Origin of the sequence: Brevibacterium aurantiacum (assembly GCF_007558825.1) — a bacterium.
GTDB classification, from domain to species: domain Bacteria; phylum Actinomycetota; class Actinomycetes; order Actinomycetales; family Brevibacteriaceae; genus Brevibacterium; species Brevibacterium aurantiacum_A.
The window spans coordinates 184,678-196,990 of the sequence record NZ_VLTK01000005.1; the positions used below are offsets into that span (position 1 = coordinate 184,678).

Genomic DNA, 12,313 nt, shown 5'->3' on the forward strand with positions numbered 1-12,313 from the left:
GCAGTGAAATGAGAACTGCTCTTCATTGATGAGGTTCTTTCCTGACCGGGAAAGAACCCGGACAGGAGAACTGTGGCAAAGCCCCGTGTCCATGAGCTCGCAAAAGAGCTCGGCACTACAAGTAAGAACGTCCTCGAGAAACTCCAGGGCCTGGGCGAATTCGTTCGCTCCGCATCCTCGACCCTCGAAGCACCCGTTGTGCGCAAGGTGAAGGAAGCATTCGCCGAGTCCGGTCCGGCCGGCTCCGGCAACAAGCCTTCCGGCGCATCCGCCGACTCGAAGCCGGCTGCTAAGCCAGGCGCCAAGCCTGCCGCGAAGCCCGGAGCTCCCAAGCCCGGTGCAAAGACTTCGGCCAAGCCTGGAGCCAAGCCAGGAGCCAAGCCCGGCGCCAAGCCAGCTTCGGCACCGACCGAAGCAGCTGAATCCACTCCTGCAGAGGCGCCCCCCGCAGCTAAGCCGACCGGCGCGAAGCCGAGCGCGAAACCTGTTGCAGATGCCAAGCCCGCTGCAGAAGCCAAACCCGTTGCAGATGCCAAGGCTGCTGACGCGGACGCGTCCGCTGCAGGCACCAAGTCTGCTGATGCCCCTGCAGAGCAGGCCAAGCCTGCAGCGCGTTCGAACGCGCCGAAGCCCGGTGCTGCTGCGAAGCCCGCTGCGGCTCCTAAGCCAGGTTCGGCACCCAAGCCTGGCTCTGCTCCGAAACCGGGCGGTCGCTCGCCGGCCCGTCCCGGAAACAACCCTTTCGCCCCAGCACAGGGCATGCCCAAACCGGCAGGACGCGGCGGACCGAAGACCGGCAATCGTCCCGGCGGCCAGGGTGGCCAAGGCGGCCCAGGCGCGCGCCCGGGCAACAACCCGTTCGCAAACTCGCAGGGGATGCCGAAGCCAGGTCAGAAGCCACCTCGTGCATCCGGTGAGGAAGGCGCAGCAGGTCCACGTCCGGCACCACGTCCGGGCGCACCTCGCCCCAATCCATCGATGATGAAGAACTCTGCGCTGAACAAGCCGGCTCCAGGCCGCGGTCGAGGCGGAGGACGCGGCAACGCTCCCGCCGGCGGCGGCGCACCCGGTGCGCCAGGTGCAGCTCCAGGCGGCGCACCTGCAGGTCGTCGCGGACCCGGCGGCGGTCCCGGCGGTGGTCCAGGCGGTCGCGGTTCAGGTCGCGGTCGCGGAAGCACCCAGGGCGCATTCGGCCGTGGAGGCGGTCCTCGTCAGAAGGGACGCAAGTCGAAGCGGGCCAAGCGCGCCGAGTTCGAGCAGATGCAGACACCGTCGGTCGGTGGCGTCTCTGTTCCACGCGGCGACGGCAACACTCCTCTGCGTCTGCGTCGCGGATCCTCGCTGGCCGATTTCGCTGAGAAGATCAACACCGATCCGACGAACCTCGTGACGGTGCTCTTCCACCTCGGCGAGATGGCGACCATCACCCAGTCACTGGATGAGGGCACATTCGAGGTCCTCGGCGAGGAACTCGGCTACAAGATCGAGATCGTCTCACCCGAGGACGAAGATCGTGAGCTGCTCGAGACCTTCGACATCGACCTTGACGCGGAAGCCGCGGACGAAGCCGACGAGGATCTCGCAGCACGTCCACCGGTCGTCACGGTCATGGGACACGTCGACCACGGTAAGACCAAGCTGCTCGATGCCATTCGCTCCGCGAACGTGGCTGCGCGCGAAGCTGGCGGAATCACCCAGCACATCGGTGCCTACCAGGCCGAGGTCGAACACGAAGGCATCGATCGCAAGATCACTTTCCTCGATACCCCAGGTCACGAGGCGTTCACCGCTATGCGTGCCCGTGGTGCGAAGTCGACCGACCTTGCGATCCTCGTGGTCGCGGCCGATGACGGCGTGATGCCGCAGACCGTTGAGGCACTCAACCACGCTCAGGCGGCGAACATTCCGATCGTGGTCGCAGTGAACAAGACCGATAAGGAAGGCGCTAACCCCGCCAAGGTCATGCAGCAGCTGACCGAGTACAACTTGGTTGCCGAGGAATACGGCGGCGAGACCATGTTCGTGCCGATCTCTGCGCTCAAGCGCGAGGGCATCGATCAGCTGCTCGAATCCGTGCTGCTGACCACCGATGCTGCGCTGGACCTGAGGGCCAATCCGGACAAGTCGGCTCGCGGCATCGCGATCGAAGCCAAGCTGGACAAGGGCCGTGGCGCGGTTGCGACCGTGCTCGTCGACTCCGGCACCCTGCGTCAGGGAGATGCCATCGTGTGTGGCACCGCCTACGGACGTGTGCGTGCGATGTTCGATGAGAACGGCAACCTCGTCGAGGAGGCGGGACCATCCCGTCCCGTCCAGGTGCTGGGTCTGTCCTCCGTGCCACGTGCCGGCGATACTTTCATCTCCACCGAGGACGATCGCACCGCCCGTCAGATCGCTGAGAAGCGTGACGCCATCGAGCGCAATGCCGCTCAGGCTCGCGGTCGCAAGCGCATCAGCCTCGAGGACTTCACCAAGGCGCTGGCCGAGGGCAAGGTCGACATGCTCAACCTCATCCTCAAGGGCGACGTGTCCGGTGCCGTCGAGGCGCTGGAGGATTCGCTGCTCAAGATCGATGTGGGCGACGACGTCGACCTGCGCATCATCCACCGCGGTGTGGGTGCGATCACGGAGAACGACATCAACCTGGCCACGGTCGACAACGCGATCGTTCTGGGCTTCAATGTCCGTCCGGAGGCGAAGGCGCGCGACCTGGCCGAGCGCGAAGGCGTCGATGTCCGTTACTACTCGGTCATCTACCAGGCGATCGACGACATCGAGAGCTCGCTCAAGGGCATGCTCAAGCCGGAGTACGAAGAGGTCCAGACAGGCACCGCGGAGATCCGCGAAGTCTTCCGGTCCTCCAAGTTCGGCAACATCGCCGGTTCCATCGTTCGCGATGGTCACATCACCAGGAACGCGTCTGCTCGCGTCACCCGTGATGGAGTGGTCGTCGGGGACAAGGTCAAGATCGAGTCCCTGCGTCGCTTCAAGGACGATGCCACCGAGGTCCGCGAAGGATTCGAGTGCGGCATCGGCCTGGGCAGCTTCAACGATCTGCGCGTCGGCGACATCATCGAGACCGTCGAGATGCGTGAGAAGCCTCGCGACTGATCGACACGTCGCTCTCCCAAACCGGGTTCTGAACGGGGGATGCGCGAGCGGGTGGCATAAGTCCACTCGCCTGCGCACCTCCCGGGCAGGACCCGGTCTGCGGTTCGCAGGCCTCTGCGCTGTTGCGCACTGACGTGCCCGGCGATGAGAGAATGTGCCGGGGGAGTGCTCCACGACCACAGCTCCACCCAGACACAGGTACACACAGACACAGATACTCAAGTGGCAGTTCCAAGCGAACTCAGTCACGGACATAGTTCAGACGAAGAAGGAAGTCAGTCACCATGGCAGATGCAACTCGGGCGCGTAAGATCGCCGACCAGATCAAGGTCATCGTCGCCAGCACGATCGAACGCAGACTCAAGGATCCGCGTCTCGGTTTCGTCACGGTCACCGATGTGCGCGTGACCGGAGATCTGCAGCACGCCTCGATCTTCTACACTGTCTTCGGCGACGGGCAGGACCTCGAAGCCACAGGCAAAGCATTGGAGTCCGCGAAGGGCTTCATCCGGTCAGAGGTCGGCAAGGGCCTGACGATCCGGCTGACTCCCAGCCTCGAATTCATTGCCGACGCCGTGCCGGAGGCCGCCGCTCACCTTGACGGTCTCCTCGCCAAGGCCGCAGCAGATGACGCTCGGGTGGCCGGACTGGCCAAGGACGCGAAGCCCGCGGGGGACGAAGACCCCTACAAGAAGGCCGACGAGGAAGGCTGACTGGTCACAGCGCTGTAACGGACCACCGATGCGACAGTGCTCCGGCAGTGTCCTCTCAGTTGAGCGCGGCGGGATTCGTGCGCTCAACCGCGATCTCTGTCACTCTCGCGAAAAAACTTCACGTAACAGTTTTGTAATCTTTCACTTCTCGTTTAGACTTTTTCTGGTAACGAAATGATTACGACTCTGTTAAGGGATTTCTGAATTGGGTAAGCACTCTTCGCCAAAGCCTGGCTTTGCTAAGCAGCTGGTCCGGGATCTGACCCCCGCCAGCAAGCGCTCTTCCGGTCGGCACTCCTCGGACGCACCGTCGACCGCCACCTCTGTGCTGGCGACTGTCAGGCAGCGTCCCGTCGTTGCCGCGATCGCGGTTCCGGCCGCTGCCACCGCTGCCGTCGTCGGCTCCACCGTCGTCATGAGCCCGCCTGAGGCCGGCAATGTCACGACCGAGGCCGCTGACACCTCTGCGCAGCAGGCCAAGTCGAGCCCCTCGGCCGTCAGCCAGGATGAGATCGACGCCCAGCGCGAGAAGGCCGGCGAAGAATACCTCAAGGACGTCAAGGACGATCCCAAGTACAAGAACAAGACCTCGAAGACGACACTCGACGTCAAGACTCCCAAGCCCAAGCCGTCCCCGACGACGGAGAAGGCGCAGACGGAGTCCGGCAGTGCGAAGTCATCCGACGAGAAGTCCTCCGATTCGGATGAGAAGTCATCTGAGGGTTCTGACACTCCAGAGGGCATCTCGAACGAACCGTGCTCGGTCTCATCCTCGATCGAATCCGGACTGCAGCCCAATGCCGTCAACGGCTATCGCGCCGTGTGTGCGAAGTTCCCCGAAGTCAAAACCTACGGTGGCGTTCGGCCAGGCTCCGGCACCTCGGACCATCACACCGGCGCGGCCGTGGACGTGATGATCACCGGCGCCACCGGCGACCGCATCGCCGAGTACCTGATCCAGAACTCCGGAGCACTCAACGTCAAGTACGTGATCTGGGAACAGCGCATCTGGAACCCGGGCAGTGGTTGGAGCAGCATGGAAGACCGTGGTTCACCCACCGACAACCACTTCGACCACGTGCACGTCTCGTTCAACTGATCGAACCTGACACGTGAGCGATACTTCCCCGCAGGGTGTCCTTGTCTGCGACAAGCCCCAAGGCCTGACTTCCCACGGCGTCGTCTCTCGGATTCGGCGCTGGTACGGCACCCGCAAGGTCGGGCATGCCGGAACCCTTGATCCCATGGCCACGGGCGTCCTCGTCCTCGGGCTGGGCCGCGGGACCAAGCTTCTGGGCTACATCACCGGTGTGTCCAAGACCTATCTGGCCACGATCCGTCTCGGATCGGCCACGCCGACCGATGACGCGGACTCCGAGCCAGACCTCTTCGCCAAGCCTGCGGCACTGTCGGCAGTCACCGATGCTGGGATCGCCCACGGCGTCTCAGCTTTGAGAGGCTCCATCGACCAGGTTCCCAGTGCGGTCTCCGCGATCAAGGTCAACGGCCAACGCTCCTACGCCCGCGTCCGTGCCGGTGAAGACGTTGAGCTCAAGGCGCGCCGAGTCGAGATCTCAGATTTCACCATCCTCGCCACTCGGTACTCGGTTGCGGAAGGCCACATCGATGTCGACGTCGAAGTCGACTGCTCGTCGGGGACCTATGTTCGTGCACTCGCGCGAGATCTCGGCAGCAGCCTCGGCGTCCATGGTCATCTCACCGCTCTGCGGCGCACTCGAGTGGGAGCCTTCAGCCTCGATGAAGCGGTGACGATCCCCGATGATCTCGACGCCGAAGCGCCCGCGCTGACCTCTCTCGCCGAGGTGGCCCGGACCCTGCTTCCGACCGTGGACGTCGATTCCGCGGAGGCCAAGGCTCTGATGCAGGGCAAGACGATCGGCACCGAGCGGAGCCCGGATCAGGGTAGTGAGGTGGCCGTGATCGTCGGCGAGGAGCTCGTCTCGATCGCCGAGGTACGAGCCGGGGGAGTGCTGAAATCCCAGACGGCCTTCGCCATCGACCTCGCCTGAGATCGCAATGACGCCGCCGGCAATACAACGTAATCGATTGTATTCGATAGATACAACCGAAACGGTTGTTTATCGTGGTGGACTTTGGTGTACTTGAGTCATGTACGTCATGACCATCGACCAGCGGGGATCTCGTGAACGCACTGATGAGGTGCCCGGGCTGCTCGATATTCTGACCCGCGTCGAGACCCAGCGGGGCTTCGAGCGCACGATCGGCGATGAGGTGCAGGGCGTTCTCGACTCACCCGAGCAGGTGACTCTGGCCGTCCGTCTGCTGGCCGCACGGACCGGGTGGCATATCGGAATCGGAGTCGGCCCGGTCGACACTCCATTGCCGACTTCCACCGCCGAGGGCAGGGGAGAGGCCTTCTATGCAGCCAGGCGCGCGGTCGAGGCCGCAAAGGGTGCACCCGCTCATCTTGTCGTCGACCCGGAGACCGAGCACTCGAACCTGGCTGAAAGCGCCCTGCGCCTGGTGGTCTGGACGTTCGAGAACATCCGGTCCCAGTCTCGGCGCTACATCGACCGCAGGCTTGACCATCCCGACTCCACTCAGCACGACATCGCTGAACACTTCGACGTCTCCCAACAGGCTGTGTCCAGGGTGCTCTCCCCGGGCGGTGTGGAACTCATCGAGGGTGCCTGCGCACTGTCGACCTTCCACCTGGCCCATGTAGGAGAGACCGGGGACAGCGACTCTCAGGCAGGTGACCATGTGGTTTGACGTACTCATCGCTGCTATTGCGGCGATCGTGTCCGCAGCGGGTGGCTACCTGCTCGTTCCGCTGTTCCTGCGGATGACCCACGACGGGCCCGGCTCGAAGCCGAGTCGCACCGGCAGCGAGGACATCGAAGTCCTGCGCGGCGGAATGTGGATCGGCATCGTCGAGCGCGCACTCATCGCCGGAGCCATCGTGCTGGGCAGGCCCGAACTCATGGCCGTCGTCGTCGCAGTCAAAGGGCTCGGGCGCTTCGCGGAGATCAAATCCTCGGCGGCCGCGGGCGAGCGATTCATCATCGGAACGTTCCTCTCCATCGCGATCGCATCCCTGGTCGGCGTGATCGGCTGGGCCGTCATCTCCTGAGGCGAGCGTGGGTTAGCACGTGAGAACATCTCTGCGATAACCTGAGTCGGTGCACGGAAGGAGCAAGCGTCGAGTGGAGCTTTATCACGGACTGAATGAGGTCGGGACCGACGATGTCGGCACCGTCGTGACCCTGGGCAACTTCGATGGGGTCCACCGCGGTCACCAGACTGTTCTCCAAGCCGTAGCGGCACTGGCCCGCGAGCGCTCTCTGCGCTCCGTGGCCATGACCTTCGACCCGCACCCGCGCACGGTCCACCGCTCTGACGAGCCGACGCTGATGATCACGAGCACCGAGCAGAAGGCCGATTTCATCGCGGACACCGGCATCGACGCCCTGTTCGTCCAGCACTACGACCTCGACTTCGCGGCCCAGAGTGCCGAGGAGTTCGTGCGCACCTACTTCGTTGAGGCCCTGGGCTGTGAGATCGTCGTCGTCGGTGATGACGTGAGGTTCGGCAAGGACAACGAAGGCACCATCGAGACTCTGCGCCACCTCGGCGAGAAATACGGATTCCGGACCGAGACGATCGAGGAGGTCGGGCGCGGGGGACGCTACTCCTCCTCGCGGATCCGGGATCAGATCGTCGGCGGAGATGTCGCCGAGGCTGCCGATCAGCTGGGTCGCTACCACCGGGTCGAAGGGGCCGTCGTCCACGGCGACGCCCGCGGTCGCGACCTCGGATTCCCGACTGCGAACCTGTCCGAAGATGCCGAGGGCCTCATTCCCGCCGATGGTGTCTATGCCGGGTGGGCGACATTCTCCGATGAAGACCTGGCATACCCCGCAGCCATCTCGGTGGGCACCAACCCCACATTCGAAGGCAGCGTCCGACGGGTCGAGGCGCATGTCCTCGACAAGGAGTTCGGTGAATTCGACGTCTACGGCAGGCATATGACTCTCGAGTTCGTCTCACGCATCCGTGGACAGGTGACGTTCACCGGCATGGACGAGCTCGTCGTGAAGATGCACGAGGACATTGCCGATGTGCGCGAGGTGCTCCACACCTGATAAACTGAACCTTGCCGTTTTCACCGGCCGCGGTTCGATAGTGCTGAGACTGACAGGTTTCGGCGCCGCGCAACGATCAAAAGGAGAAGTCCATGGCTCTCAGTACTGCTGAAAAGCAAGAAGTCATCAAGGAATATGCAACTCACGAGGGCGACACCGGTTCTCCCGAGGTTCAGGTTGCGCTGCTGACCCGCCGGATCACCGAGCTCACCGAACACTTCAAGGATCACAAGCACGACCACCACTCGCGTCGTGGCCTGCTGCTCCTCGTCGGCCAGCGCCGCCGGATGCTCAAGTACTTGCAGCGCGTCGAGATCGAGCGCTACCGCTCGCTCATCAAGCGCCTGGGCCTGCGTCGCTGAGACCAGCCCCATGACATTGAGCGCGACTCGGACGAACTGACACAGACTCGGACGAGACACCTCAGACGAAACGAAGCGTCCTGCATCATGCAGGGCGCTTCTTCGTTGTCCGCGGCAGCTCGACTACCCATGGCATGCCCGGGAGGAATGCGAGGCAATGGCTCACAGGGGCAACTGCGGTAGACTTCAACGTGGACAACCATGCCATGGACGTTTTTCGGTCCTCGGTAGTGGCTTCCGGAAGAGCACGCATGTGCATGCTGTTTCCGTGGGCCCCGATCGATGACCGGCTTGGATCCATGGGGTTGTCCGAGCCAATATCCACCGGATCGACGCGGGCTTCTTTCGCCTTCATTCTTCGAAGGTGTCCGCGTACCGGTTACAAACAAGGAGAATACGTGGGACTCAACCCTGAATCCGCCGTAGCGCACATTGACAATGGCAGCTATGGTTCACACACCATCCGCTTCGAAACAGGACGGCTTGCACAGCAGGCCGCCGGTTCTGCCGTCGCCTACCTCGACGACGAAACCATGCTGTTCTCGGCCACCTCGGCGGGCAAGAACCCCCGTGAGGGCTTCGACTTCTTCCCTCTGACCGTCGACGTCGAAGAGCGCATGTACGCCGCGGGTCGCATCCCCGGTTCGTTCTTCCGCCGTGAAGGACGCCCCTCGACCGACGCGGTCCTCACCTGCCGCCTCATCGACCGCCCTCTGCGCCCCTCCTTCGTGAAGGGACTGCGCAACGAGGTTCAGGTCGTCGTCACAGTGATGTCGATCCACCCCGACCACATCTACGATGCACTCGCCATCAACGCGGCCTCGATGTCGACTCAGCTCTCCGGACTGCCCTTCTCCGGTCCCATCGGCGGCGTGCGCATCGCACTCATCGACGGCCAGTGGGTTGCCTTCCCGAACCACTCGCAGCTCGATGACGCCGTCTTCAACATGGTCGTCGCCGGCCGTGTCGTCGGTGACGACGTTGCGATCATGATGGTCGAGGCAGAAGCCACCGACAACGCCATCGACCGCATCAAGTCCGGTGCCACCGCACCGACCGAAGAGGTTGTGGCCGAGGGACTCGAAGCCGCGAAGCCCTTCATCAGCGAACTCTGCCGTGCGCAGCAGGAGCTGGCCGACAGTGCAGCCAAGCCCACCGTCGAGTTCCCTGTTTTCAAGGACTACCAGGACGACGTCTACGAGGCTGTGCGCGAACTCGCCGAAGCCAAGCAGACCGAGAATTTCCAGATCGCTGACAAGCAGGAACGCGAAGCAGCCGGCGAAGTTCTGCTGTCTGAGCTCTTCGACAAGCTCGGCGAACGCTTCGCCGGCCGCGAGAAGGAAATCGCCGGGGCCCTCAACGCTCTGACGAAGCAGGTTGTGCGCAAGCGCATCCTCACCGAGCAGATCCGCATCGACGGTCGTGGTCTCAAGGACATCCGTCCTCTGACTGCCGAGACCAACGTGATCCCACGCGCTCACGGCTCGGCCATCTTCGAGCGTGGAGAGACCCAGATCCTCGGTGTCACCACGCTGAACATGCTCAAGCTCGAACAGCACATCGACTCTCTGTCGCCTGTGACCACGAAGCGCTACATGCACCACTACAACTTCCCGCCCTACTCGGTCGGAGAGACCGGTCGTGTGGGCAGCCCGAAGCGCCGCGAGATCGGACATGGTGCACTGGCTGAACGTGCACTCGTGCCGGTTCTGCCCAAGCGCGAGGACTTCCCCTACGCCATCCGCGAAGTCTCAGAGGCACTCGGATCCAACGGCTCGACCTCGATGGGTTCGGTCTGTGCATCGACTCTGGCCATGCTCTCGGCTGGTGTGCCGCTGCAGGCTCCCGTCGCAGGCATCGCCATGGGACTCGTCTCCGACGTCATCTCCACCGACACCGGTGATCAGACCGCATACGCGGCACTGACCGACATCCTCGGTGCCGAAGACGCCTTCGGCGACATGGACTTCAAGGTTGCCGGTACGCGTGACTTCATCACTGCGATCCAGCTCGACACCAAGCTCGACGGCCTTCCCGCCTCGGTGCTCGGTGCCGCCCTCAAGCAGGCGCAGGAAGCCCGCATGGTCATCCTCGACGTCATCGCCGAGGCCATCGATGCTCCGGCAGAGATGGCTCCGACTGCTCCGCGCATCATCTCGGTGAACATCCCGGTCGACAAGATCGGCGAGGTCATCGGACCCAAGGGCAAGATGATCAACCAGATGCAGGAAGACACCGGCGCTGACATCAGCATCGAAGACGACGGAACCGTCCTCATCGGTGCCGCCGACGGAGCAGCCGCAGATGCCGCCCGCTCGATGATCAACGCCATCGCCAACCCGCAGGTGCCCGAGGTCGGCGAACGTTACCTCGGAACTGTCGTGAAGACGATGAGCTTCGGCGCATTCGTCTCCCTGACACCGGGCAAGGACGGCCTGCTGCACATCTCCGAGCTGCGTAAGCTCAACGATGGGAAGCGAGTCGAGGACGTCGAAGACGTCGTCGGAGTCGGCCAGAAGGTCCAGGTCGAGATCACGAAGATCGACGACCGCGGCAAGCTGTCACTCTCGCCTGTCGGCGACGATGACGAAGAAGCAGAAGAGGAATCAGACAACTGATACTCAAGGATTCTCACACCGGGGAGGGCAGCCGAATCGATCGGTCTGTCCTCCCCGGTGGTTTGACAGTGACCACCGAACACATGCCCGGACTGGCGTCGGAGACCATCGGCATCTGGGTCGCGGCAGGTTCGCGCGACGAATCGACCGAGACCGCCGGATCGACCCATTTCCTCGAACACATGCTCTTCAAAGGAACGCCGACGAAGGACGCGAAGACGATCGCGGCAGCCTTCGACCGGACCGGAGGAGACTCCAACGCCATCACGGCCAAGGAGCTCACCTGCTACTACTCGCGCTGCCTGGTTACGGACCTGTCGGACATCACCTCGCTGCTCGTCGACATGGTCTCGAACTCGAACCTGGACGCCGAGGAGTTCGAACGCGAACGCGGCGTCATCATCGAAGAGTTGGCAATGTCGGCCGACGACCCCGGCGACGTCCTCTTCGATGACTTCGACGAGCTCATCTTCGGCGACCACCCATTGGCACGCCCAGTCGGCGCGACGAAGGACCAGATCCGCGTGCTGGGCCATCACACACTCCTCGATCACCACTCGACAACCTATGTTCCCCCGCGTCTGGTCATCGCCGCCGCCGGCGGTGCCACCCACGAGGAAGTCCTGGGAATGGTCGATGACGCATTGGCTCAGGCCGGTGTCGGCTCCCAGGCCGGCTCACACACCTGGGACAGCCCCGCCGCGACAGCAGGCGGGGTGCCTGGCCGCGGCGCACGTGAGGTGCCGACGTTCCATTCGGGTCGCTCACACACGGTCAAAGACACCGAACAGCTGGGAATCCTGCTCGGCTGCGAGGGTCTCGAAGAGGGCCATCCGGATCGCTTCGTCTATTCGGTGCTGCTGACGATGCTCGGCGGCGGAATGTCCTCCCGGCTCTTCCAGAGCGTGCGAGAAGAACGCGGTCTCGCCTACGCCGTCAACTGCGTGGCAAGCCAGTTCACCGACTTCGGAACGTTCGGCATCTACGCCGGCTGCACACCGGAGAACGGGCAGGCCGTCGTCGACCTGGCATTGGCCGAATGGGACCGTCTGGCGCAGGAGGTGCCCAGTCGCACCGAACTGGACGCGATCGTCTCCCAGCTCTCGGGTTCGATGATCCTCGGGCTCGAGTCCTCGGCCGCACGGATGAATCGACTGGCCCGATCGGAGATCTTCGGAATCCCACTCGAATCTCCGCTCGACCTCATCGAACGCGTCCGCTCGGTCACGGCGGAGCAGGTGTCGACGATGGCAGGAGACCTCATGGGTCGCCCGAAGTCGCTGTCTCTCGTGGGTCCACAGGCCGACGTCGTTCTGCGCTGAGGATGAGATGACGCTGGCCTGAGGCGATGCCCGCAGGCTCCGAACCGTGAGCATCTAGAA

Annotated in this window: 10 protein-coding genes; all 10 read left to right on the plus strand. The window is 63.4% G+C overall.

The window, feature by feature from the left end:
- The first annotated feature begins 72 nt into the window (after positions 1 to 72).
- The 10 genes from infB to FO013_RS10675 all read left to right on the plus strand — a co-directional run bounded on the left by infB (position 73) and on the right by FO013_RS10675 (position 12,253).
- Complete coding sequence (gene infB / locus FO013_RS10630) at positions 73 to 3,111, plus strand: translation initiation factor IF-2 (RefSeq protein WP_143922524.1); 3,039 nt, start codon at positions 73 to 75, stop codon at positions 3,109 to 3,111.
- 284 nt (positions 3,112 to 3,395) lie between these two features.
- Positions 3,396 to 3,824, plus strand: a complete 429-nt coding sequence (rbfA, locus tag FO013_RS10635) for a 30S ribosome-binding factor RbfA (protein WP_143922525.1) — start codon at positions 3,396 to 3,398, stop codon at positions 3,822 to 3,824.
- 205 nt (positions 3,825 to 4,029) lie between these two features.
- Complete coding sequence (locus tag FO013_RS10640; RefSeq protein WP_143922526.1) at positions 4,030 to 4,923, plus strand: VldE C-terminal domain-containing protein; 894 nt, start codon at positions 4,030 to 4,032, stop codon at positions 4,921 to 4,923.
- A gap of 13 nt (positions 4,924 to 4,936) precedes the next feature.
- Complete coding sequence (gene truB / locus FO013_RS10645; protein WP_143922527.1) at positions 4,937 to 5,854, plus strand: tRNA pseudouridine(55) synthase TruB; 918 nt, start codon at positions 4,937 to 4,939, stop codon at positions 5,852 to 5,854.
- A gap of 100 nt (positions 5,855 to 5,954) precedes the next feature.
- Positions 5,955 to 6,578 (plus strand): hypothetical protein, encoded by a 624-nt coding sequence (locus tag FO013_RS10650; protein ID WP_143922528.1) that lies wholly within the window; start codon positions 5,955 to 5,957, stop codon positions 6,576 to 6,578.
- Positions 6,568 to 6,939 (plus strand): hypothetical protein, encoded by a 372-nt coding sequence (locus FO013_RS10655; protein ID WP_143922643.1) that lies wholly within the window; start codon positions 6,568 to 6,570, stop codon positions 6,937 to 6,939. The genes FO013_RS10650 and FO013_RS10655 overlap by 11 nt, the downstream gene beginning before the upstream one ends.
- Before the next feature lie 73 nt (positions 6,940 to 7,012).
- Positions 7,013 to 7,951, plus strand: coding sequence for a bifunctional riboflavin kinase/FAD synthetase (locus tag FO013_RS10660; RefSeq protein ID WP_143922529.1), 939 nt, complete (start codon positions 7,013 to 7,015; stop codon positions 7,949 to 7,951).
- Between the two features lie 92 nt (positions 7,952 to 8,043).
- On the plus strand, positions 8,044 to 8,313 hold the full coding sequence (rpsO, locus tag FO013_RS10665) for a 30S ribosomal protein S15 (RefSeq protein ID WP_009882989.1): 270 nt from the start codon (positions 8,044 to 8,046) through the stop codon (positions 8,311 to 8,313).
- A 398-nt stretch (positions 8,314 to 8,711) separates the two neighbouring features.
- On the plus strand, positions 8,712 to 10,931 hold the full coding sequence (locus FO013_RS10670) for a polyribonucleotide nucleotidyltransferase (RefSeq protein ID WP_143922530.1): 2,220 nt from the start codon (positions 8,712 to 8,714) through the stop codon (positions 10,929 to 10,931).
- A 68-nt stretch (positions 10,932 to 10,999) separates the two neighbouring features.
- On the plus strand, positions 11,000 to 12,253 hold the full coding sequence (locus tag FO013_RS10675) for a M16 family metallopeptidase (RefSeq protein ID WP_143922531.1): 1,254 nt from the start codon (positions 11,000 to 11,002) through the stop codon (positions 12,251 to 12,253).
- Positions 12,254 to 12,313: the final 60 nt, after the last annotated feature.